General features: G+C 70.7%; 23 protein-coding genes, 1 pseudogene and 1 riboswitch. Of the genes and pseudogenes, 10 read left to right on the forward strand and 14 right to left on the reverse strand.

The window, feature by feature from the left end; all coding sequences use genetic code 11:
• Nucleotides 1-20: 20 nt before the first annotated feature.
• From K7957_RS04150 to K7957_RS04160, 3 genes are all read right to left on the reverse strand, one after another.
• Entirely contained in the window at nucleotides 21-1,400 is a 1,380-nt protein-coding gene (locus tag K7957_RS04150; RefSeq protein WP_223011115.1) for an L-serine ammonia-lyase, read from the reverse strand.
• Nucleotides 1,401-1,522: 122 nt separating this feature from the next.
• Nucleotides 1,523-1,610, reverse strand: a riboswitch (glycine riboswitch).
• 65 nt (nucleotides 1,611-1,675) lie between these two features.
• On the reverse strand, nucleotides 1,676-2,692 hold the full coding sequence (locus K7957_RS04155; RefSeq protein ID WP_223010676.1) for an LLM class flavin-dependent oxidoreductase: 1,017 nt from the start codon (nucleotides 2,690-2,692) through the stop codon (nucleotides 1,676-1,678).
• A 90-nt stretch (nucleotides 2,693-2,782) separates the two neighbouring features.
• A complete protein-coding gene (locus tag K7957_RS04160) occupies nucleotides 2,783-3,385 on the reverse strand; it encodes a biliverdin-producing heme oxygenase (protein WP_223010677.1) in 603 nt (200 codons plus the stop codon).
• A 103-nt stretch (nucleotides 3,386-3,488) separates the two neighbouring features.
• On the opposite strand from K7957_RS04160, the gene K7957_RS04165 reads away from it, so the two are divergent.
• Entirely contained in the window at nucleotides 3,489-4,709 is a 1,221-nt protein-coding gene (locus K7957_RS04165; protein WP_223010678.1) for an NAD(P)/FAD-dependent oxidoreductase, read from the forward strand.
• A 209-nt stretch (nucleotides 4,710-4,918) separates the two neighbouring features.
• On the opposite strand, the gene K7957_RS04170 is transcribed toward K7957_RS04165, so the two are convergent.
• The 3 genes from K7957_RS04170 to K7957_RS20265 form a co-directional block, all read right to left on the reverse strand.
• Nucleotides 4,919-5,242, reverse strand: a complete 324-nt coding sequence (locus K7957_RS04170) for a tetratricopeptide repeat protein (protein WP_343228292.1) — start codon at nucleotides 5,240-5,242, stop codon at nucleotides 4,919-4,921.
• 424 nt (nucleotides 5,243-5,666) lie between these two features.
• A complete protein-coding gene (locus K7957_RS04175) occupies nucleotides 5,667-6,050 on the reverse strand; it encodes a hypothetical protein (protein WP_223011151.1) in 384 nt (127 codons plus the stop codon).
• The gene (locus K7957_RS20265) at nucleotides 5,980-6,588 is read right to left on the reverse strand and encodes a hypothetical protein (protein WP_246616812.1); all 609 of its coding nucleotides are present in this window, start codon (nucleotides 6,586-6,588) and stop codon (nucleotides 5,980-5,982) included. Before K7957_RS20265 ends, K7957_RS04175 begins: the two co-directional genes overlap by 71 nt.
• Between K7957_RS20265 and K7957_RS04180 the strand changes: the two are divergent.
• Nucleotides 6,563-7,271 (forward strand): annotated as a pseudogene (locus K7957_RS04180) (methyl-accepting chemotaxis protein). The gene K7957_RS20265 and the pseudogene K7957_RS04180 overlap by 26 nt on opposite strands.
• On the opposite strand, the gene K7957_RS04185 reads toward K7957_RS04180, so the two are convergent.
• The 4 genes from K7957_RS04185 to K7957_RS04200 form a co-directional block, all read right to left on the reverse strand.
• A complete protein-coding gene (locus K7957_RS04185) occupies nucleotides 7,256-7,684 on the reverse strand; it encodes an ExbD/TolR family protein (RefSeq protein ID WP_223010680.1) in 429 nt (142 codons plus the stop codon). The pseudogene K7957_RS04180 and the gene K7957_RS04185 sit on opposite strands and share 16 nt — an antisense overlap.
• Before the next feature lie 24 nt (nucleotides 7,685-7,708).
• Nucleotides 7,709-8,182, reverse strand: coding sequence for an ExbD/TolR family protein (locus K7957_RS04190; protein WP_223010681.1), 474 nt, complete (start codon nucleotides 8,180-8,182; stop codon nucleotides 7,709-7,711).
• A gap of 113 nt (nucleotides 8,183-8,295) precedes the next feature.
• On the reverse strand, nucleotides 8,296-9,093 hold the full coding sequence (locus K7957_RS04195; protein ID WP_219753636.1) for a MotA/TolQ/ExbB proton channel family protein: 798 nt from the start codon (nucleotides 9,091-9,093) through the stop codon (nucleotides 8,296-8,298).
• Nucleotides 9,094-9,157: 64 nt separating this feature from the next.
• Nucleotides 9,158-9,829: an energy transducer TonB gene (locus K7957_RS04200; RefSeq protein WP_223010682.1), complete on the reverse strand. Its 672-nt coding sequence runs from the start codon at nucleotides 9,827-9,829 to the stop codon at nucleotides 9,158-9,160.
• 299 nt (nucleotides 9,830-10,128) lie between these two features.
• Here K7957_RS04200 and K7957_RS04205 point away from each other — a divergent pair, with 299 nt between their 5' ends.
• Nucleotides 10,129-10,959: a hypothetical protein gene (locus tag K7957_RS04205; protein WP_246616637.1), complete on the forward strand. Its 831-nt coding sequence runs from the start codon at nucleotides 10,129-10,131 to the stop codon at nucleotides 10,957-10,959.
• Here the strand turns inward: K7957_RS04205 and K7957_RS04210 are convergent.
• Complete coding sequence (locus tag K7957_RS04210) at nucleotides 10,934-11,308, reverse strand: dihydroneopterin aldolase (protein WP_246616638.1); 375 nt, start codon at nucleotides 11,306-11,308, stop codon at nucleotides 10,934-10,936. The genes K7957_RS04205 and K7957_RS04210 overlap by 26 nt on opposite strands.
• Nucleotides 11,309-11,505: 197 nt before the next feature.
• Here K7957_RS04210 and K7957_RS04215 point away from each other — a divergent pair, with 197 nt between their 5' ends.
• The 4 genes from K7957_RS04215 to K7957_RS04230 are packed head-to-tail and all read left to right on the forward strand — an operon-like array spanning nucleotide 11,506 to nucleotide 14,382.
• A complete protein-coding gene (locus K7957_RS04215; RefSeq protein WP_223010685.1) occupies nucleotides 11,506-12,012 on the forward strand; it encodes a GNAT family N-acetyltransferase in 507 nt (168 codons plus the stop codon).
• Nucleotides 12,013-12,050: 38 nt separating this feature from the next.
• Complete coding sequence (locus K7957_RS04220; RefSeq protein WP_223010686.1) at nucleotides 12,051-12,614, forward strand: DUF1285 domain-containing protein; 564 nt, start codon at nucleotides 12,051-12,053, stop codon at nucleotides 12,612-12,614.
• Nucleotides 12,611-13,198, forward strand: a complete 588-nt coding sequence (locus tag K7957_RS04225) for a CoA pyrophosphatase (protein ID WP_223010687.1) — start codon at nucleotides 12,611-12,613, stop codon at nucleotides 13,196-13,198. The genes K7957_RS04220 and K7957_RS04225 overlap by 4 nt, the downstream gene beginning before the upstream one ends.
• Nucleotides 13,186-14,382, forward strand: a complete 1,197-nt coding sequence (locus tag K7957_RS04230; RefSeq protein ID WP_223010688.1) for a CCA tRNA nucleotidyltransferase — start codon at nucleotides 13,186-13,188, stop codon at nucleotides 14,380-14,382. The genes K7957_RS04225 and K7957_RS04230 overlap by 13 nt, the downstream gene beginning before the upstream one ends.
• Here K7957_RS04230 and K7957_RS04235 read toward each other — a convergent pair.
• From K7957_RS04235 to gcvA, 3 genes are all read right to left on the reverse strand, one after another.
• The gene (locus tag K7957_RS04235) at nucleotides 14,352-16,049 is read right to left on the reverse strand and encodes a putative bifunctional diguanylate cyclase/phosphodiesterase (RefSeq protein WP_246616639.1); all 1,698 of its coding nucleotides are present in this window, start codon (nucleotides 16,047-16,049) and stop codon (nucleotides 14,352-14,354) included. The two genes, K7957_RS04230 and K7957_RS04235, sit on opposite strands and share 31 nt — an antisense overlap.
• Nucleotides 16,050-16,197: 148 nt before the next feature.
• Entirely contained in the window at nucleotides 16,198-18,450 is a 2,253-nt protein-coding gene (parC, locus tag K7957_RS04240) for a DNA topoisomerase IV subunit A (RefSeq protein ID WP_223010689.1), read from the reverse strand.
• 64 nt (nucleotides 18,451-18,514) lie between these two features.
• Complete coding sequence (gcvA, locus tag K7957_RS04245) at nucleotides 18,515-19,414, reverse strand: transcriptional regulator GcvA (protein WP_223010690.1); 900 nt, start codon at nucleotides 19,412-19,414, stop codon at nucleotides 18,515-18,517.
• A gap of 100 nt (nucleotides 19,415-19,514) precedes the next feature.
• Here gcvA and K7957_RS04250 point away from each other — a divergent pair, with 100 nt between their 5' ends.
• The 3 genes from K7957_RS04250 (at nucleotide 19,515) to K7957_RS04260 (ending at nucleotide 21,903) form a co-directional block, all read left to right on the forward strand.
• Nucleotides 19,515-19,673 carry a hypothetical protein gene (locus K7957_RS04250; RefSeq protein ID WP_223010691.1) on the forward strand — a complete coding sequence of 53 codons (159 nt, stop codon included), beginning with the start codon at nucleotides 19,515-19,517 and terminating at the stop codon, nucleotides 19,671-19,673.
• Between the two features lie 131 nt (nucleotides 19,674-19,804).
• Nucleotides 19,805-21,007: an OpgC family protein gene (locus tag K7957_RS04255; protein WP_223010692.1), complete on the forward strand. Its 1,203-nt coding sequence runs from the start codon at nucleotides 19,805-19,807 to the stop codon at nucleotides 21,005-21,007.
• Nucleotides 21,004-21,903: an alpha/beta hydrolase gene (locus tag K7957_RS04260; RefSeq protein WP_343228293.1), complete on the forward strand. Its 900-nt coding sequence runs from the start codon at nucleotides 21,004-21,006 to the stop codon at nucleotides 21,901-21,903. Before K7957_RS04255 ends, K7957_RS04260 begins: the two co-directional genes overlap by 4 nt.
• The last annotated feature ends 90 nt before the right edge of the window (nucleotides 21,904-21,993 follow it).

Below are 21,993 nucleotides of genomic sequence, written 5' to 3' on the forward strand. Positions count from 1 at the left end.
GCTGGCGACAGACCGGCCACTCAGCATTCCACCACGTTGACCGCGAGGCCGCCGAGGCTTGTCTCCTTATACTGGCTGCGCATGTCCTCGCCGGTCTGGCGCATCGTCTCGATCACCGCGTCGAGACTGACGACATGGCTGCCATCGCCGCGCAGCGCGAGATAGGCGGCGTTGATCGCCTTCACCGCGCCCATCGTGTTGCGCTCGATGCAGGGGATCTGGACGAGCCCGGCGATCGGGTCGCAGGTGAGACCGAGATTATGCTCCATCCCGATCTCGGCGGCATTCTCCACTTGCCGGTCGGTACCGCCCAGCACTGCGGCGAGCGCACCTGCCGCCATCGAGCAGGCCACACCGACCTCACCCTGGCAGCCCATCTCGGCCGCCGAGATCGAGGCGCGCTTCTTGTACAGCATGCCGATCGCCGCGGCGGTGTAGAGGAAGTGACGTGCCCCCGCCCGCGTGGCGCCCGGGACCAGCACCTCGTAGAAGCGCAGCACCGCGGGCAGCACCCCCGCCGCGCCGTTGGTCGGCGCGGTGACGACGCGGCCGCCCGCCGCATTCTCCTCGTTGACCGCGATCGCCCAGAGGCTGACCCACTCGAACACCGCGGCGGGGCGATGCTCGGGGCCGCATCGCGACAGCGACTCGTGTAGCGCGCGCGCGCGGCGCCGCACGCGAAGGCCGCCGGGCAGCACGCCCTCCTGCGCGATGCCGCGGTCGATGCAGGCGCTCATCGCGTCGCGCACCGAGTCGAGGAAGGAGTCGCTCTCGGCGGGCGAGCGCCACGCCTCCTCGTTGGCGCGCACCAGCGCGCCGATGCTGAGGCCGGTCTCCTCACAGCGCGCCAGCAGCTCGGCGCTAGAGGAGAAGGGGTGCGCCACCGCGACATTGTGCGCCGCTGACGGGGCACCGAGCCGCAGGATCGCCCCGCCGCCGATCGAGAAGTACGTCTCCTCCAGCGCCGTGCCGTCCTCATAGGTCGCGGCGAAGCGCATGCCATTGGGATGCTGCGGCAGGAAGGTGCGCGGGTGGAAGACGAGATCGGCGTCAACGTCGAAGCCGATCGCGCCGGTGCCGCCGAGCGCCAGCTGCTTGGTCTCGCGTATCGCCGCGACGATCGTCGGGGCAGCGTCGGGATCGAGCCGCTCGGGCAGCCAGCCAGCCAGTCCGAGCAGCGTCGCCGTGTCGGTCGCATGGCCCCGCCCGGTCAGCGCGAGCGAGCCGTACAGCGCACAGCTGACGTGATCCGGGACGCGCTCGCCCGCGACCGCGCGCTCGGCGAAGTCGTGCGCGGCGCGCATCGGCCCGACCGTGTGCGAGCTCGACGGACCGACGCCGATCGTGAACAGCTCCGCCACGCTGATCGGACGCGTCGCGCCGCGGTCGAGCGGTACCATCTCGGGATCGGTCGGCACGCGCTCTCCCCGGCCGCTCGTCGCGGCCCCATGCCCCTCTGTCCCTTGTGCCTGAGATCGCTATCCCGTCGGCGGACGCGTCACCGCGCCTCTCTCCAGATGTTGGCGCCGGCGGGTCCTTCTACCTGAGAGTTTCCGGGGCGGTTGCTCCTTCGGTGCCGGATCTGCCCCGGTCTCTCCCACGTCGGCCCAGGGGCTATCCCCCGGCACGCCGCGCGGGTCAAGCCGCCGCGGCGCTGACCCAGCGCCGGATCGGGTCAGCGCCAGCCGAGCGCCGGTGCGACATGAGTCATGATCGCCTCGAGCACGTGCGCGTTATAGTCTACACCGAGCTGGTTGGGCACGGTGAGCAGCAGCGTGTCCGCCTCGGCGATCGCCTCGTCGGCACGCAGCTGCTCGACCAGGCGGTCCGGCTCGGCGGCGTAGGAGCGGCCGAACACCGCGCGCATGGCGTCGATCACACCGACCTGATCGTCGCCGCCGGCCTGGCCGAAATAGGCGCGGTCACGTTCGTCGACGAGCGCGAAGATGGAGCGCGACACCGAGACGCGCGGCGCCCAGTCGTGCCCCGCCTCGGTCCAGGCCGCGCGATAGGCGCGGATCTGACGTGCCTGCTGGAGATGAAACGGCTCCCCGCTCTCGTCTTTCTTGAGCGTCGAACTCTGCAGGTTCATCCCCTGCCGCGCCGCCCATATCGCAGTCGAGTCAGAGGCCGAGCCCCACCAGATACGCCGCCGGAGCCCCGCCGCGTGCGGCTCGAGCCGCAGCAGCCCCGGCGGATTGGGGAACATCGGCCGCGGGTTGGGCTGAGCAAACCCCTCGCCCTTGAGCAACTCGAGATAGACCTCGGCGTGGCGCCGCCCCATGTCGGCGTCGCTCTCGCCCTCGCCCGGCGCATAGCCGAAGTAGCGCCAGCCCTCGATCACCTGCTCGGGTGAGCCGCGGCTGATGCCGAGCTGGAGCCGGCCGCCCGCGATCAGATCGGCCGCGCTCGAGTCCTCCGCCATGTAGAAGGGGTTCTCATAGCGCATGTCGATCACGCCGGTGCCGATCTCGATCCGCTTGGTGCGCGCTCCGACCGCGGCGAGCAACGGGAACGGCGAGGCGAGCTGGCGCGCGAAATGGTGCACGCGGTAATAAGCGCCGTCCACGCCGAGCTGCTCGGCCGCCTCGGCGAGCTCGATCGACTGCAGCAGCACGTCGCTCGCCGAGCGCGTCGCCGACTGTGCCGACGGCGACCAGTGGCCGAAGGACAGGAAACCGATCTTCTTCATGTGCTTCTCCCGCGCCGGCACCGACTCGCTACCGGACCGAGGTGGCGGCGCGGGCGGGCGCTCGCAAGCGCGGCGAAACGAAACGGTGCGTTACGCCGCGTCGCGCCGCACCAGCGCGGCGACGGTGTCGAAGGCCTCGCGCGCGCCCGCCACCGCGCGCTCCTCCTCGTCGGCAGACAGCGCCACCGAGTCCGCCGCGGCGGTGAAGCTTCGCCAATGGCGCGCACGCCCCTCGGCATGGCCGGCCAGATGGCGCGCCCCATAGCTGGGTCCCAGCCCCAGCGTCATCGCGGCCTTGAGCAGGATCGCGGCGCCGAGGCTCGACCCTTCCGCGACGTAGAGCCAGCCGAGCGCGGTGCCGCGATCCGGCGCCGTGTCGGCGGCGAAGCGGGGCGGCGGCGGCGGCGCGAGCGTGACATGAAGGTCGGCGGCGTCCTGCTCTACCGCCGACAGTCGCGCCCGCTCGGCCAGATCGGGGATCAGCGCGGCGAGGCTCGGCGCGGCGTAGAGCGGCGCGACCAGCGTGTGGAAGTCGCGATGGATCGCCAGCAGACGCGCGTAGCGCGTCCGGTCGCCGAACGGGTCGATCGCCATCACCGCGTCGTCGAGCCGCCGATGCGCGACCTCGGTGGCGGCGCGGAGACGCTGGGTGCGCGTCGGGGTCGACGCGGGCGATGGGGAAGTCAAGGTCACCGGCCGCGGCTAGCACCGGCGTGGCCGCAGGCGCAACGCACGCTTGCCACGCGCGCGCGCGATCGCGCATGCCGGACGCCGGCGACGATCGAGGAGGTGGTGCGTGAACGAGGGCGAGCAGTATGACGTGGTGATCGTCGGCGCCGGCCACGGCGGCGCGGCGGTCGCGGCGACGCTGCGCCAGCGCGGTTTGACCGGCAGCATCGCGCTGATCGGCGCCGAGCCCGAGCTGCCCTATGAGCGTCCGCCGCTCTCCAAGGACTATCTCGCCGGGGAGCGCGCGTTCGAGCGTATGCTGATCCGCCCCGCCGCCTTCTGGCGCGAGCGCGACGTGACCTTGCTGCTGGGGCAGACAGTGACCGCGGTCGACGCCGCGGCGCATCGCGTGACCCTCGCGGATGGACGCGCGATCGGCTACGCGCGGCTGATCTGGGCGGCGGGGGGCAGCGCGCGCCGGCTCGTCTGCGAGGGCCATGACCTCGCTGGTGTCCACACCGTCCGCTGCCGCGCCGACGTCGACCGGATGATGACCGAGTTGCCCCGCGTCGAGCGCGTCGCGGTGGTCGGCGGCGGCTATGTCGGGCTGGAAGCCGCGGCCGTACTGACCGCCCTCGGTCGCCACGTCACCGTCATCGAGGCGCGCGAGAGATTGCTCGCGCGAGTCGCCGGCGCGGCGCTGGCGGACTTCTACGCCGCCGAGCATCGCGCGCGCGGGGTCGACGTGCGGCTCGGCGCGCAGGTCGACTCGATCGTGGCGCGCCAGGGCGCCGCGTCGGGCGTGCGCCTCGCCGACGGCGAGCAGATCGCCGCGGAGATGGTGATCGTGGGGATCGGCCTCGTGCCGGCGGTGGCGCCGCTGCTCGCCACCGGCGCGGCGGGGGGCGACGGTGTGACGGTCGATTCGCTCTGCCGTACCAGCCTGGCCGACGTCTATGCGATCGGCGACTGCGCCGCGCACCGCAACATATACGCCGGGGGCGCGCTGGTGCGGCTCGAGTCGGTGCAGAACGCGACCGATCAGGCGGCGACGGTGGCCAAGCATGTCACCGGCAGCGGCGAGCCCTATGCCGCGGTGCCGTGGTTCTGGTCCAACCAATATGACCTGCGGCTCCAGACCGTCGGCCTCTCCGCCGGCCACGACGAGGCGATCGTCCGCGGCGTGCCGTCGAGCCGGCGATTCAGCGTGATCTATCGCCGGAGCGGTCGCGTGATCGCGCTGGACTGCGTCAACGCCGCGCGTGATTTCGTGCGCGGGCGCGCGCTGGTCAGCGCGGGAGCGACGACGGACCCGGCGTTGCTGGCGGACACGGACGTGCCGCTGTGACGCGTGGCGATGCGCGGTAGATGAACGGCCGAGGGCGGGTCCGCGACGGACGGCTGACCGCTCGCCACACCCCTCGTCTGTCGACTGTAACCTCGCCGGCCGGCCCTCGTACGCGCCCAGAGCAGAGACGCGACGATCGGCTTGACGTCACGAGTTGACCGCCGCTTCGTCTCACCCGACCTAGGTAAGCACGCCCTCGCCGCCCTCGTTCACCGCGACGCGACCGTCGCCCCGAGCCGAGCCAGACCGCGCTGCGCCAGCACATGGGACGATTGCACGTTCCCGTCGGGCAGATCCATGGCGACCGGTGTCTGGTCGAGAACTTGACCGTAGAGCGCCCGCGCCTGAGCCGGCCTGCCCGTGCGTGCATAGACAGCGGCGAGGTTCAGCATCAGTTCGGGCCGGGCCGGAAAGATCACCCGTTCCGCGGCGATCGTCTGCTCCGCCTGCGCCAGGCTTCCCGCAGAGATGGCCTGATAGCCAACCCGGTCCTTCGCCGCGGCTGGCACGACGGCGATCGCGGTCGCCAGCACGGCTGCTACGCATCCACAGAGGCGCATTGATCTCTCTCCCACTCTCTCCCAACGCAATCTCTAGATTACGTTTTTGTGACGGTAGGATGTCATTTTTCTGACAGGCGCGCAACCAGCCTGACCGCGACAGGCGCGCCACCGGCAAATCGCAGATCTGGGTAAGCGGGAGAAGCATCGCGACCGCATCTCATTAGAGTCCGGTTTTTTCAAGTATTCAGTGGGCTAGGTTCCATGTGCCGACATAGCTCCGTCATCGAACAGCAAGCTAATCGCGCAATATTAGCTAAGATGCTGGCAGCCATCGATAATGCGAGTGACGGCGCGTTGCTCGACGTACTGAACGAACATTTGCTCATCGTTACTTCTGTAGCTAGCCGTCGCGCGAGAATGTGCCTGTCGAACGGAACGGATCGTGACGCCCAGCTCATCCCCACACCGCCCGAGCGGCGCCGCCGCGACGACGCCTGGCCGACCCAGAGACAATCTGCTGAAACGCAGCGTCACCGCCCGCCTCCTCATGCCGCCTCTCGGCGCGCTCGCGCTGCTGTGGCTGCTCGCCGCGCTGACGTGGTACGCCGCGCACCAGGGCCACGCGGTCAACGCCGCGGCGGCCGCGACTCAGGACCGGGTAGTCCTGCTCAGCGAGATCCGCTCGCTCAGCCGCTCGCTCCAGCGCGACGCGCTCAACCTCATCACCGAGGATGATGCGTCCGAGCGGACGACGATCCTGCATAAGTTCACCGCCCGGTCGCACGCGATGCGGGCTGACCTGCGCGCCGGCGAGCGCGTCGCGCGCGAGGCGCTTCACGCTCTCCGACCGCGTGCTCGAGGCGCTCCGGCGCGTGGCACGCCAGGCGCAGTACGGTGACCGGGCCGGCGCGCTGCGCCGCTTCCACCGCGAGATCCGGCCCGCCGAGCGCGTCGGCTCCAGGGTCGCGGACGCCGAGATCGAATCGCTCACCGCACGCACCGGTACCTTGCGCAGCGATGCGGAAGACGTCGAGGTGCGCGTCGAGCGCGCGGGTCAACGAGACCATGGCGGGCGAGTTCGCGAAGCTCGGAACCGACCTCAACACCGCGATATCGGCGGTAGGCGCGGCGCTCGCTATGGTGCGCAGCAGCACCGCCGGGATGGCCGCCAGCGCCGACTCGCTCCGCGCCGCCTCGGACGACCTGTCACGCCGCACCGAAGCACAGGCCGCCTCGCTCGCCATCACCGCGGCGGCCATGCACGAGATCACGCAGACGGTGCAGGAGACCGCCGACATCGCCGGTCTCGCCAGCACGATGGTCGCGGACGCCCGCGCCGACGCCGAGCAGATGGACGAGACGGTGCGCCGCGCCACGGAGGCGATGATCGCGCTGGAGCGCTCCTCCGCCGAGGTCGGCGAGATCATCAACGTCATCGACTTCTTCGCCTTCCAGACCAGCCTGCTCGCCCTCAACGCCGGGATCGAAGCCGCGCGCGGGCGAGATGGGCCTCGGCTTCGCGGTGGTGGCGAGCGATGTCCGCGCGCTGGCACAGCGCTCGGCGGAGGCGGCACGCGAGGTCAAGGCACGGATCACCTCCTCCGTCCGCCAGGTCGACACCGGGGTCGGGCTCGTCACCGACGCGGGTAGCGCGCTGGGGCGGGTCAAGACGCGCGTCGTCGAGGCCGCCGCGCTCGTCGCGTCGATCTCGCACGCGGCGCGCGAGCAGTCGCTCGGGCTGCAGCAGGTAAACGATACCGTCGCGCAGATGGACGGCACGGCGCAGGACAATGTCGCGATGGTGCAGGAGGCGACCGCCGCGCTGCGCCGACTCGACGCTTTAGTGCGCATGATGACCGAGCAGGTGAAACGCTTCCGCCTGGGCGATCCAGCGCCTGCGCGGACGCGCGGGCTGGTGCCGTTGCGTCGCTCGGCCCGAGCGACGATCCCGCGCCGCTGCCGATCAGGGGCCGCGGGCGGAGGCCAAATGGAAAGGGCGGCCCCGCGGGACCGCCCTCTCCTTCTACCGAGCCGGCGTGGGGCTCAGAATTCCTTGTAGAACTGCTCGTTGCCGACGAAGCCCAGCTTAGTGATGTTCGAGCGCTTGATGTCGGCCAGCGTCTGGTCGACCACCGAGTAGCGCGTCGCCGGGTCGGGCTGGAACTGCAGCTCGGGCTCCGGGGTCATCGCCGCCGACTGGTCGAGGTACTGGCGCAGCACCGTCGAGTTGACCGGGGTACCGTTCCAGGTCACGTTGCCCGCCGCGTCGATCGCGATCTTGTTCTTGACCGGATCGACCGGGGGCTTGACCGCCTTCGGATCGTTGACCGGCAGGTCGACCTTCACCGCGTGGGTCGGAACCGGGAGGGTGATGATGAACATGATGAGGAGCACGAGCATGACGTCGATCAACGGCGTCGTGTTCATCTCCATCATCGGCTCGCCGTCATCGCGGCCTGCGCTCATTGCCATGTCAGCTACTCCTGTCCCTTGGCCTCAGCCGGCGTCGCCGTTCTTCGGCTGCGAGATGAACCCGACCTTGGCGAAGCCGGCCATCTGCATGTTGTAGATCGTTCCCGCGACGCAGCGCCAATCGGTGTTGACATCGGCGCGCACGTGCGCCTCGGGCAGCTCCAGGTCCGGATTGCCCGGCCCGCCCTGCCGATCGATCTCGGCCTTCAGCTTCGCCACCGCGCGATCGAGCAGCTCCTGGTGGGTCACCGGGGTGACACCCCAATAGACCTTGCAGGTGCCGTCCGTCGCGGTGACCGACAGCGAGACGTTCTCTGGCTTGGTCGTGGTCGGGTCGAACCGGACGTTGGGAAGCTTGATGCCCTTCACCGTCTGGATGGCGACCGGCACCGCGATCAGGAAGATGATGAGGAGCACCAGCATGACGTCCACGAGGGGCGTCGTGTTGATGTCCGACATCGGTTTTTCAGCGGAATCCCCGCCAACGCTCATCGCCATCAGGCTATCCTATTCTCTCGTTCCGCCGCGACGAGCCGCTCGGCGCGACGTCGATGCGGCGGCAGGTGATCGACGAGGCCGCCGCAGCCGGCGGCCCCGCTTATCCCTTCGCCTTACGGGCGGGTCTGCACGCCACCGGTCTGCCCGGCGGTCGTGGTCGCCGCGGTCGGCTTGACCGGCGCCTTGGCGGTGGCGGTCGTCGCGCCGATCGACGGGCGGACCGCGCCGTTCGATGCGAGGAAGCCGAGCACGTCGTTCGAGAAGGCCGACAGGTCCTCCGAGATCGACTTGTTGCGGCGCTGCAGCCAGTTGTACGCCAGCACCGCCGGCACGGCGACGACGAGGCCGAGCGCGGTCATGATGAGCGCCTCACCGACCGGACCCGCGACCTTGTCGATCGAGGGGTCGCCCGACGCGCCGATCTTGATCAGCGCGCGGTAGATGCCGACCACGGTACCGAACAGACCGATGAACGGCGACGTCGCGCCCACGGTCGCCAGGAACGCCAGACCGCCGCCGAGCTTCGAGTTGATCGCGGCTTCCGAGCGCGCCAGCGAACCGTGCAGCCAGTCGTGCGCCTCGATCGGATCGGTCAGCTTCGAGTGCTGCTCCTGCGCGGCCAGGCCGTCGTCGACCAGCTGCTTGTAGGCCGAGTTCTTGTCGAGCTTGGCCGAACCCTCGCGCAGCGAGTTGCTGGTCCAGAAGTTCGAGCGCACGCGCTTGGCCTGGTTGATGATCTTCTGCTGCTCGAACAGCTTGGAGAACAGGATGTAGAACGACACCACCGACATGATCACCAGGATGGTGAACACCGACTGCGAGATGATGCCGCCTTCCTTGAGCGCCTGCTGCAGGCCGAACTGGTTCTCGGCTGCCGCGGTCCCACCCGCGGCGAGGATGTTGATGATCATTCTTCGTCTTCCTTAAGCCAAAATGTTGTCGGCAGACGCGTCCGCGCCGCCATCTTCACGCGGATCAATTCTCCGGAAGCACCCAGCGCACCGGAAGGGTGTAGCTGGACGCGATCGGGTTGCCGGCAGCATCTTGCGCGGGCGAGAAACGCACGCGGGCCTTGGCAATACGGCAGGTCGCCTGATCGAGCGCCGAGGAATTGCTCGACGTCGTCACCGTACAGTCGGTCACCCGACCGTCCGTGCCCACCGTCAGTTTGGCGACGACACGCCCCTGCTCACCGGCGCGGATCGCCGAGGGCGGGTAATTGTCGGCGCCGAAGAACTGGCCCGGGTTGCCCTTCAGACCGGCTGCCTTGCTCACCGCCGGCGCCGGCGGCGCAGGCGGTGCCGGAGGCGCGGGGGGCGCGACCGTCGGCGTCGGCACATAGACCGGCGGCGGGGTCGGGACCGTCGCGACCGTCACGGGCGGCGGGTTCGGGTTCTGCACGATCGGCGGCGGCGACACCACGGGCGGCGGCGTCATCGGCGTGTCCGGCGGCGGGGGCGGCGGCTCGTCCGGCGGCGGGGGCGGTGGCTCCTCGACGTCGAACGTGTTCAGCTTCTCAACCTGCTTCTTGACGAAATTTGTCGCGAGGCCGGTAACGAAGGCATAGCCGAGAGCGACGTGGATCAGCGCGACGATCACCAGCGCGCCGATCTTACCTCCGCTCATCTTCTGGTCAGAATAGGCCATTCAGCAACGAAACTCCCTCATCCTGCGGCCCTTGGGTGGCCGGAGCGGATCCGGCCTGGGTTGTTAACCGTTCCGTAGCTTCCCCTCGGGCAGGCCACAGACGGTCGAGTCCTATCGCGCCCGTTTTGGGGACGCAAACGCTTTGTCGGGCGCAACAAACGTACAAATGAACGGCGACAGAATTATTTCTGTATCGTTCAGGCAGGTTCACGTACCCAGCGGGCATGATCCTACGCCAGATTCGATCCCCGAGGCGAGCCCCCTTCGCGCTGCTCGCGATCATGCTCGTGTGTCCATCGTTGGCACCGTCGCCGCTCGCCGCCCAGGCCGCCCCGCCCCCCGCCGCCGCACCGGCGCCCGACTATGCCCCGCTCGCCGACCTCGTCGTGCAGAGCCCGCTGATCATCGACGCGACGATCCGGTCGGCCGCCAAGATCAAGGGCGACGAGGCCGCCGGTCTGGCGCCCGGGCACACGCGCTTCTACGTGGAGGCCGATGTCGGCGCCCTGGTGCGCGGCACCGCCGCGATCCCGCAGCGGGTCGGCTGGGTGGTCGACGCTGGCCCGGACTGGCGTGGGCGCGTGCCCAACCTGAAGAAGCGGCGCGTGCTCGCCTTCGCGCGCGCCGTGGCGGGTCGCCCCGACCAGGTTCAGCTCGTCACGCCCGGGGCACAGCGCGACTGGAGCCCGGCGGTCGACTCGCTCGCCCGCCAGATCGCCAGGGAGGCCAGCGCGCCCGACGCGCCGCCGATCATCACCGACATCCGCAGTGCGTTCCACGTGCCGGGCGCGCTGCCGGGCGAGGGCGAGACGCAGATCTTCCTGACCACGCAGGACAACCGTCCCGCGGCGCTGTCGATCCTGCGCCGCCCCGGGGAGCAGCCGCGCTGGTCGGTCGCGCTCACCGAGATCATCGACGACGCCGCCGCTGCCCCCCGGCGGGACACGTTGCTCTGGTATCGGCTGGCCTGCGCGCTCCCCGCGACGCTGCCCGAGCGGGCGACTGCGTCGCTCGGCCCCGACGATTCGACTCAGGCCCGGGCCGACTATCGTTACGTCATCGATCAGCTCGGTCCGTGCCGAAATGGGACGAACACGACCTCGATCAGCGGCGATGCCGCACGAGGGTGATACCGATCGATTCGCCCGCCTCGGCGATGGCGAGCTTGACGATCTTGACGGTGACGCGGCGCACCCGCCGGTCCTGAAGGAACAGGGTCTCGGCGATATGGTCGGCGACCGCTTCGATCAGGGTGAAGTGACCCGCGGTGGTGAGCGCGTCGGTGGCGGCGTGGCGTAGATCGAGGTAATTCTTCGAGGCGCTCAGCGGCGTGTCGGGCGCATAGCGCGCGGGAGCGTCGAGCAGCACATTGAGCGATATCCGCAGCGGCTGCGGCAGGTGCGTCTCTTCCGAGTAGATTCCGGTGAGCACCTGCACGACCAGGTCGTGCACTTCCAGCTCCAGCGTGTCGTCGTCCATTATCGGGCTCCCGCGATCGGCCGCGCCGCGGCCGCTCATGCCAGCGGGCGCAGGTGGACGCGGTCGTCCAGTATGTCCAGCGCGGCGCGGCGATCGCGCGGCCGAGGCGATCCGGGGGCGATCGCGGTTGCGTTCGGGCACGGTCCCGCTAAAGCGCGCGCGCCCCGCCTCGCTGCCGGGCGCGTGGGAAGCATGATGTGGCCGAACTGGTGGCGATCGAGACGGTGGCGGCGGCGGAAGTCGAGGCGCTGCTCGACCGCGCCTTCGGCCCGGATCGTCATGCCCGCACCGCTTATCGTCTGCGCGCCGGCCTCGCGCCGCTCGGCGAGCTGAGTTTCGCCCTGACGGAGAGCGGGACGCTGCTCGGCACCATCCAGTGCTGGCCGGTGCGCTTCATCGGTGACGACGGCGACGAGGTGCCGCTGGTGCTGGTCGGCCCGGTCGCGGTCGCGCCCGAGCGGCAGCAGGGTGGGCTCGGCCGCCGCCTCACCGCGGCAGCGCTCGCCGCGGCCGAGTCGCGCGGGCTCGACCTGATGCTGATCGGCGACCCGGAATATTACGGCCGCTTCTTCGGCTTCAGCGCGGCGGCCACGGCCCACTGGCGGCTGCCCGGGCCGGTGGAGCGTCACCGGCTGCTCGCGCGCGGAGATGGCGTGCCGCGCGGGGCTGGCGAGATCGCGCCGCGAGTCACCGCCGCCGCCTGACGCTTTACCGCCGCGCCCGCGCGGCCTAACTGGCGCGCATGCCGATGGCGCCCCCCCCCGATTTCAGCACATTGTCGGTCGCCGACATCGCGCGCCTGGCCGATAGCGATCAGCTGCCCCCGGTCGAGCGGTGGAACCCGGCGCACTGCGGCGACAGCGAGATGCGTATCGCCCGCGACGGCACCTGGTACCACCAGGGCAGCCCGATCACGCGCGCGGCGATGGTGCGCGCGTTCAGCCGCATCCTGCGCCGCGAGGCCGACGGCGCCCACGTTCTCGTCACGCCGGTCGAGAAGCTCGACATCGCGGTGGAGGATGCGCCCTTCGTCGCGGTCGAACTCAAGGCCGAGGGCGAGGGCCGCGACTCGGTGCTGGCGTTCAGACTCAACACCGGCGACGTGGTGACCGCCTCGGCCGACCACCCGCTGCGCTTCGTCGAGCGCGACGACGGCCCCCGCCCCTATCTGCTGGTACGTGGCGGGCTGGAGGCGCTGGTGGCGCGCCCGCTCTATTACGAGCTCGCCGAGCGCGCGCTCACGGGCGACGACTCGCCGCCCGGCGTGTGGAGCGCGGGCGCCTTCTTCCCGCTCGAGCCGCGATGACGCTGGCCGAGCGACTCGCCGCCGCTCTGGTGTCGGATGAGGCAACCGCGCTCATCGCGGGCGACGACGGCGACCTCTCGGGTGGTGCCGCGCTGACCGAGGCGGCGGTGCTGGTCGCGGTGACCGACCGCACGCACCCCGGCGTGATCCTGACGCAGCGCACCGAGACGCTGCGCCGCCACGCCGGCCAGGTGGCATTCCCCGGCGGTCGACTCGATCCCGGCGAGGACGCCGTCACCGCCGCGCTGCGCGAGGCCGAGGAGGAGATCGCGCTGCCGCGCGAGGCGGTCGAGGTGATCGGGGCGTCGGACCGTTATCGCACCGGCACGGGCTATTGCGTCACCCCCGTCGTCGGCGTGGTGCCGCCCGACCTGCCGCTCGTGGCGAGCGAGGCCGAGGTGGCGGCGGTGTTCGAGGTGCCGCTCGACTTCCTGCTCGACACCGCGAACCACCGTCCCCGCACCGCGACCTTCCAGGGTCGCGAGCGCGCCTATGTCGAGCTGCTGTGGGGCGAGCACCGCATCTGGGGCGCTACCGCGGGCATGATCGTCAACCTGTCGCGGCGGCTGCGATGGGCGGCGTGACGCTGCCGGAGGCGCCGTGGCGCGCGCGCGCCGGCCTCGCCGCGCTGGAGCGCGCGCTCGACGGCGCGGGCGGTCGCGCACGCTACGTCGGCGGTGCGGTGCGGGACACGTTGCTCGGGCTCGACGTCGCCGACATCGATCTCGCCACGCCCTTCGTGCCGGTCGAGGTGGTGCGTCGGCTCGAGGGTGCGGGTATCCGCGCGGTGCCGACCGGGATCGCGCATGGTACGGTCACCGCGGTGAGCGAGGGAACGGTGGTCGAGGTGACGACGCTGCGCCGCGACGTCGCCACCGACGGGCGCCACGCGGTGGTCGCCTTCGCCGAGGACTGGCGCGAGGACGCGGCGCGGCGCGACTTCACGATCAACGCGCTCTACGCCGACCCGGTCAGCGGCGCGGTCCACGACTATTTCGGCGGGCTCGACGATCTCGCGGCGCGGCGCGTCCGCTTCATCGGTGACCCGCACCGCCGCATCGCGGAGGATCACCTCCGTATCCTGCGCTTCTTCCGCTTCCACGCGCGCTTCGGCGAGACGATCGACGCCGAGGGCCTCGCCGCCTGTGTCGACCGCGCCAACGACCTGATGGCGCTGAGCCGCGAGCGAGTCGCCGCCGAGCTGCTCAAGCTGCTCGTCGCCCCCGGCGCGGTGGCGGTGGTGCGGCTGATGCACGATAGCGGCATCTTCCGCCCGGTGCTGCCCGAGATCGACGCCGACGGCGTGGCGCGGCTCGCTGCCCTGGCCGAGCGCGAGCGTGCCGCCGCGGTGGCACCCGACTCCATCCGCCGCCTCGCCGCGCTGCTCCCGCCGGGCGCCGCGGAGGGAGTGGGCGCGCGACTCAAGCTCTCCAACGCCGATCGCAGGCGGCTGGTGCAGGCGAGCGCTGGGGTCGGCGAGGAAGGCGTGCGCGCGCTCGGCTACCGCGTCGGCACCGCGAGCGCGCTCGACCGGCTGCTGCTCGCCGGGAGAGATCCCGCGCCGCTCAGAGACTGGACGCCCCCCGCCCTGCCGATCGGCGGCGGCGCGCTGGTGACGCGCGGGCTGACGCGCGGACCCGAGGTGGCGCGCGTGCTCAGGCGAGTCGAGGATCGCTGGGTCGCCGAGGACTTCCCCGACGCGGCGCGCGCGGAGGCGATCGCCGACGAGGAAGTCGCTCAGGTGCTGCGCGCGACCAGGAAATCGTAGGCGGCGTCGGAGTCGAGCGGCCGGGCATAGGCATAGCCCTGGCCGAAGGTGCAGCCGAGCGCGCCGAGCGTCTGGCCGAGCTCGATCGTCTCGATCCCCTCCGCCACCGTGTCCATGCCCAGCGCTTTGGACAGGCCGAGGATCGCGCGCACGATCGCGAGCTGATCGCGGTCGGTCAGCATGCCGGTGACGAAGCTGCGATCGATCTTGAGCAGGTCGATCGGCAGCGTGTGCAGCGACGCCAGGTTGGAGAAGCCGGTGCCGAAATCGTCCATCGCGATCACGGTGCCGAGTTCCTTGAGCGCCATCAGCACGCCCGCGATCCGATCGGGATCGGCGATGATCGCGCTCTCGGTCAGCTCCAGCTTGAGCCGCCCGCCACCCAACCCCGCGGCGCCGAGCGCGCGCTCGACCATGCCGGGGAGCGAGTCGCGCTGGAGCTGGATCGGCGAGACGTTGACCGCCACCGACGCGCCGCACTCGCCGCCCCAGCGCCGGTCCCAGCCCGCCAGCGTCTGCATCGCGGTATCGACCGCCCAGCGGCCGAGCGGGATGATCAGCCCCGATTCCTCCGCCACGGGGATGAATCGCACCGGCGGCACGTTGCTGCCCTGCTCGTCGGTCCAGCGCGCCAGTGCCTCGAAGCCGCTGACCTTGCCCGAGGTCAGATCCAGGATCGGCTGGTAGACGAGATGGAGCTGCTCGTTCTCGATCGCGCGGCGAAGCGCGGTCTCCATCGCGAACTCCTCGCGCGCACTGTCGAGCGCGCGGGTCTGATAGGCCTCGGCGCTCTTGGTCGCCTTGGAGCGCTTCATCGCCACCTGCGCGTGGCGGATCACGTCCTCGGCATCGTCGGTGGCCGAGTCGCCGAAGGCGATGCCGATCGCGCAGGAGACGCGCAGCTCGAAGTCGCTCAGCCGGAACGGGGTCGCCAGCGCCTCGCGGATGCGGCGCGCGACATGGTCGGCCTCGGCGTCGTCCTGGTCGATCGTGAGCAGCACACCGAACTCGTCGCCGCCGGTGCGCGCCAGCACGTCGCGGCTGCGCAGCGCGCCCTTGATCCGGCGCGCCACCGTGATCAGCAGCTCGTCGCCGGTCAGCGAGCCGAGACAGGCGTTGAAGCGGCTGAACCGCTCCAGGTCGATCATCAGCACCGCCCAGCGCGAGGCGCCCTCCTCGATCATCGCCTCGAGCGAGTCGGTGAAGCCGCCGCGGTTGGGCAGGCCGGTGAGACTGTCGGTCGCCATCTCGCGGCGCAGCGTCTCCTCGGTGCGTACCTCGGCGGTCTGGTCGACGAAGGAGACCACCGCGGTGGGCTCGGGCCGGTCGGGGATCAGCGCGAAGCTGAGGCGGTAGTGGCGCCGCTCGACGGTCTCGCCGGTCGACCAGTTGATCTCGGCCTGATCGTGGCCGGTCCGCAGGAAGGAGGCGATCAGCGGGTCGATCGCGCGTTCCTGCTGCAAACCCGCGCGCATGAAGGCCGGATTGCTATCCTCATAGTCGACCCGCCCGGCACGCAGTCGCGCGATCACGAGCGGGATCGGCACGAGCTCGAGCGAGCCGTGCGCCGCGGACAGCCCGAGCCCGGGTGCGACCGCGGCCCGGCCGTGCACGGCGGAGATCGAGTCGGTCGATGCCGTCACCAACAAAGGAGAGCGCGTTGCCATCACGATCTGTCGTAGATCGCAACGGTTAAGAGCGGCTTACAGAGAGCAGATCGGGCGTGGCGGCTGTATCAAGCTGCCGGCGACCAGCGTGTCGGAATGGGACGAATCACGCGCTCGTCAGCGCACCGCCGCACGCCGCCGTCAGCGATCAGAAGCGATTGTCACGCGGGAAGCCGTTCGGGGGCATGCGCCCGGCCGCGCCGCGCGCGGTGCGCCACGCCGATAGGTCGACCTCGGTGCGCACCCGCCCGCTGCCGCCGCCCATCGCCCAACTGAGCCCCTCGGCGAACACCAAGGTGCGCGCGTCGGCGAGCCCACCGTCGCCGTAGCGCTGTAGCTGAACGCCCTGCCCCCGCGTCATCTCGGGTAGGTCGACCATCGGGAACAGCGCGAGCTTGCGATTGTCACCGATGACCGCGACGTAATCGTCCGCTGGCGCGACCGGATAGACTACCACCAGGCGAGCGCCCGGGCGCGGCGTCACGACCGTTTTCCCCTTGCGAGTCTCCGCGATCACCTCGGCGCTCGGCACGAGGAAACCGCGCCCGTCGCTCGCCGCCACCAGGAGCCGCTCGGCCGCGGCGGCGCGGAGCAGCGCCACGATCGGCACGCTGCCGTCGAGATCGATCGAGGCGCGCACCGGCTCGCCGAAGCCGCGGCCGCCCGGCAGCTTATCCGCCGCGAGCGTGAAAAACCGCCCGTTGCCCGCCGCCAGCAGCAATTTGTCCGTGGTATGCGCGTGGAAGGCGAAGGCGGGACCGTCGCCTTCCTTGAACTTCATCGTCTCGGGTGCGGAGAGATCGACGTGGCCCTTCAGCGCGCGGATCCAGCCGCGCTCGGACAGGATCACCGAGATCGGCTCGCGCTCGATCATCGCCTCGAGCGGGATCTCGCGCGCGGCGGCCTGCTCCTCGATCGTGGTGCGGCGCGCGCCCAGCTTGGTCTCGGCGCCGTAGCGGTCGCGCACCTTGGCGAAGTCGCGCTTGAGCCGGGTACGCTGTCGCGCCTCCGAGCCGAGCAGCAGGCTGAGCGACTCCTGCTCCTTCTCCAGCGCGTCGCGCTCGCGGCGCAGCTCCATCTCCTCCAGCCGGCGCAGCGAGCGCAGCCGCATGTTGAGGATCGCCTCGGCCTGGCGATCGGTGAGCTCGAACTCCGCCATCATCACCGCCTTGGGCTCGTCCTCGGTGCGGATGATCTCGATCACGCGATCGAGGTTGAGGAAGGCGATGATGTACCCGCCCAGCAGCTCGAGCCGATCGGCGATCTTGCCGAGCCGGTGGTCGGTGCGCCGGCGCAGCACCACGAACTGATGCTCGACCCAGGCGGTGAGCGCCTCGCGCAGCGACATGACGCGCGGCGTGCGGTCCTTGTCGAGAACGTTGAGGTTGAGCGGGATCCGTATCTCCAGGTCGGAGAGGCGGAACAGTCCGTCCATCAGCACCTGGGGGTCGACGGTGCGGCTGCGCGGCTCCAGCACCAGCCGGATCTCGGCGTCGCTCTCGTCGCGCACGTCGGCGAGGATCGGCAGCTTGCGATCGTTGATCAGCGCGGCGATCTGCTCGATCAGCTTGCCCTTCTGAACCCCGTACGGGATCTCGCTGACGACGATCGTCCAGCCGCCGCCCTTCTCGCGCTCGACCGCCCAGCGCGCGCGCACGCGGAAGGCACCGCGCCCGGTGGCATAGGCCTCGGCGATGATCGCGGGCGAATCGACCAGCAGGCCGCCGGTCGGGAAGTCGGGACCGCTGACATGCTGCAGGATCGCGGCATCGTCCGCGTCGGGCCTGTCGACCAGCAGGATCGCGGCCTCGAGCAGCTCGGCGGCGTTGTGCGGCGGCACGCTGGTCGCCATGCCGACCGCGATCCCCGCCGCGCCGTTGGCGAGCAGGTTGGGGAAAGCCCCGGGGAAGAGCTCGGGCTCCTGCTCCTCCCCGTTGTAGGTGGGGCGGAACTCGGCGGCGTCCTCGTCGAGCCCGTCCATCAGGTCGATCGCGACCTGGGTCAGCCGCGCCTCGGTGTAGCGATAGGCCGCGGCATTATCGCCGTCGATGTTGCCGAAATTGCCCTGGCCGTCGACCAGCGGGTAGCGCAGCGCGAAATCCTGCGCGAGCCGCACCATCGCGTCATAGACCGACTGGTCGCCGTGCGGGTGGTATTTACCGATGACGTCGCCGACGACGCGCGCGCATTTCTTGTAGCCCGAGGCTGGATCGAGCCGCAGCAGCCGCATCGCCCAGAGCAGCCGGCGGTGCACCGGCTTGAGTCCGTCGCGCACGTCGGGCAGCGAGCGCGCCGTGATCGTCGACAGCGCGTAGACGAGGTAGCGTTCGGACAAGGCGCTGTCGAAGGGCGCATCGAGCACGCCGACGGGCGGGTTGTCCGGGGGGAGAGCGGTCGCCATGGATCAGGCTGCTAGCAGCGCGCGACCCCGTTCCACAACCGTTCCGCGTTCATGCCGCGCCGGATCAGCCGCCACCGGCGGCGCGGTCGCGGTCCAGCGCCTCGATCAGCCACTCGCGGAACCGCCTGATCTTGGGCACCCTGGCGCGCGCCTCCGGGTAGACCAGCCAATAGGCCTCGCCCATCGAGGAGAGCTGCGCGAACGGTCGCACCAGTCGCCCGGCGACGAGGTCATTGTGCCAGAAGAAGGGCGTCAGCATCGCCACACCCTGCCCCGCGATCGCGGCGTGTCCCTCGTGCGCCTGCGAGTCGAGCCGCATCCCGGTCCGCCGTGCCTCGACCACGTCGAGCCCGGCCTCGCGCAGCCACTGCGCCCACCACGGGTCCTGCGCGCTGATCAGCGGCAGCTGGAGCAGGTCCACGGGCTCCAGCCGGCCGCCCTGCCCGGCGAGGAAGCCGGGCGAGCACATCGGCGTGAAGTCGAGCGGCAGCAGTTCGTGTTGGGCGAGGCCCGGCCAGCCGCCTGGTCCCGAGCGGATAGCGACGTCGACCTCGTCGGCGGCGAAGTCGGTCAGCGCGTTGCTCGTCCATAGCCGCACCGCGGTCGTTGGGTGTGCGAGGTGGAAGCCGCCGAGCCGCCAGGCCAGCCAGGTGTTGGCGAAGGTGTTGGTGACCGAGACGGTCAGCACCGCCTCGTCCTCGGCGCGCAGGACGGCGAAAGCGGCGTCGATCGAATCGAACGCGGCGGCGAGCTGCGCACCGGCGCGGCGCCCCGCCTCGGTGAGCGTCACCCGGCGTCGAGCGCGGCGGAACAACGGTACGCCGAGCCGCTGCTCGAGCAGGCGGATCTGATAGCTCACCGCCGCCTGGGTCATCCCCAACTCGCCCGCCGCGACGGTGAAATTCTCGTGACGCGCCGCCGCCTCGAACACGCGGACGGCGGCGAGCGGCGGGAGCTGGCGCATGCGCCGAGCATAAGCGTGACTTATCAGCCCGGGCCAGCTCTTTGTTGGCGCGCCGCGACCGTGCGGGGCATCTACACGGCTCCAGCGATGGAGGACGGTCATGAACATGGATTACGAGAGCGAAGCCTTTGCCCGCCATCATGAGACACTGTCGGGTGGTATCCACACGGCGATCGAATCACTGCTGGCGGGAATCGCGGCGCTGCAGCGCCGGCGGTTCGCCGCACCTTGGCGCACAGCGCCCCGACGCGGGCGCTGAGCGATCACCGCCGCGCTTTCCGGGACGAGCGGAGGCGCGGCGGGATCGATCGTCGGGAAGCGTGCGCTACACGAGGTGTGCCGGTGCGCCTCAAGCCGCCGCGCATATACGCCACGGTCGGGAGCCGCTGTTTGCCACGTTACGGGATGATCGACGGCCTGCGCGGTTTCTTCCTCGTCTTCATGCTGATCAACCACCTCGTCTTTCAGGGCGAGCTGTGGTTGCAGCGGATCAACCACAATCAGTTCGCCTATGTCGAGGACGCGCAGGGCTTCGTCTTCCTGTCCGGGCTGATGATCGGGCTGGTGTACGGCCGCAAGATGCTCAGGCTCGGCGCGCCCGCGGCGAGCCGACTGGTCTGGGCACGCGCCTTCGAGCTGTACCGCTACGCGATGGGGATCGTCATCGCGGTGCTGCTCGCGCGGTTGATGCTGCCCGACGCGGCGCGACTGTGGGGCAATTGGCTCGGCCACACCAGTCTCACCGGCGAGCCGCTGCGGCTGTTCGCGATCGCCACCTTCGTGTTCCAGCCCACCGTGATGGACATCCTGCCGCAATATGTCTTGTACATGCTGGTCGCGCCGCCGGTGCTGAAGCTGTGCCTCGACGGGCGCGTCGCGCTGGTGGCGACCGTCTCGGGGCTGCTCTGGCTCGCCGGGCAGCTCGGCTTCCAGCACGCGCTGACCGACCCGCTCGGGCGCTGGTTCACCGCCGCGGACGGCCAGGGGCTGCGCGCCGGCTTCAACCTGCTCGGCTGGCAGATCGTGTTCTTCTCCGGCATGATCGCGGGCGCGCTGACCGCCTCCGGACGGATCGACTGGCATCGGCTGTTGCGTCCCGACAGGAGCGGCGCGGCCAAGATCGCGCTGGCGATATGTCTGTTCTTCCTGCCCGTCCGGCTGCTCACCGCGCGCGGGATCCTGCCCGACGCGGCGATCAGACGGATCGAGCTGCTCGAGGTGCGCGCCGACTTCAGCCTGGTCTATCTCGTCAACTTCGCGGCGGTCGCGATCGGGCTGGCGTGGCTGATGATCGCTGGGCCGCAGCATGCGCGCGATTGGGTGCGGCAGATGTCCGGCGCGGTGCGCGGCCTGTTCTCGCTCGCCTTCCTCCGCCTGCTCGGCCGCCACTCGCTCTACGTCTACGTCTGGCACGTCGCGATCGTGTACGGCGTCTACTACGTCGACCAGCGCTACGGCCCCTTCCCGGCCTGGGTGCGAACGGTGGCCGCGGTGGCGGGCGTGGCACTGCTCACGCTGCCGGCACTGTGGCGCGAGCGTGGCAGGCGTCCCGACCCGGAGCCCCGGCGCGCGCCGAGCGAGGCACGCTCGTGACCCGCGCGACGCTTGCCGCGGCGCTGCTGCTCGCGTCATGCTCGCCCCCGATGATCGCACCGAGCGCCCCGCACCGACCGCTGACCTGGGCCGACCTGACCGCGCGCGCTCGCCCGTCGCCCGATCACACCTTCGCCTACGGCGGCGACTCGGTGCAGAAAGTGGACGTTTGGCTGCCACGCGGCGCGCGACCCTATCGCACCGTGCTCATGGTGCACGGCGGCTGCTGGCAGACCGGGATCGCCGACCGGCGGCTGATGGACTGGGTCGCCGACGACCTGCGCCGCGCCAACTATGCGGTGTGGAACATCGACTATCGCGGCGTGGATCGCGCCGGCGGCGGCTATCCCGGTACCTTCGCCGACGCCGCCGCGGCGACCGACCTGCTGCGCGCCGAGGGACCGGCCCTGGGGCTCGACCTGCACCGTATCGTCGCGGTCGGCCATTCCGCCGGCGGCCATCTCGCTCTGTGGCTGGCGGGACGCCCCCGCCTCCCCGCGTCCAGCCCGCTGCGCCGGGCCGACCCGCTGCCGATCGCGCACGTCATCAGCCTCGGCGGCCTGCCCGACCTGGAAGCGACCGCCGCCAGCCCCGACAATGGCTGCGGTACCGAGGTGGTGGGGCGACTGGTCGGCGGCGGCCGCGCCGATCCCTATGCCGACACGTCGGTGCCGCGGCTCCTGCCGCTGGCTGTGCCGCAGGATCTCGTGAACGGGCGCGAGGACCGAATCATCCCCTATCGGCTCGCCACAGACTATGTCGCGCGCGCCGACGCGGCCGGGGACCGCGTGACGCTCCACACCGTGCCCGCGACGGGACACGTCGAGCTGGTCGCGCCCGAGTCCGCCGCCTGGGCCGAGACCAAGCGGCTGCTCGCGCGCGCCTTCGCCCGCTGAGTCGATTTGCAGCCACCCCGCCCTTCCCCTATAGGCCGCATGATTACCGCCCCGGCTGCGCGACCTGCTCCGCCGGGGCGCTCCTTTTCC

The sequence above is a fragment of the Sphingomonas yunnanensis genome, from assembly GCF_019898765.1.
In the GTDB taxonomy this organism is placed as follows: domain Bacteria; phylum Pseudomonadota; class Alphaproteobacteria; order Sphingomonadales; family Sphingomonadaceae; genus Sphingomonas; species Sphingomonas yunnanensis.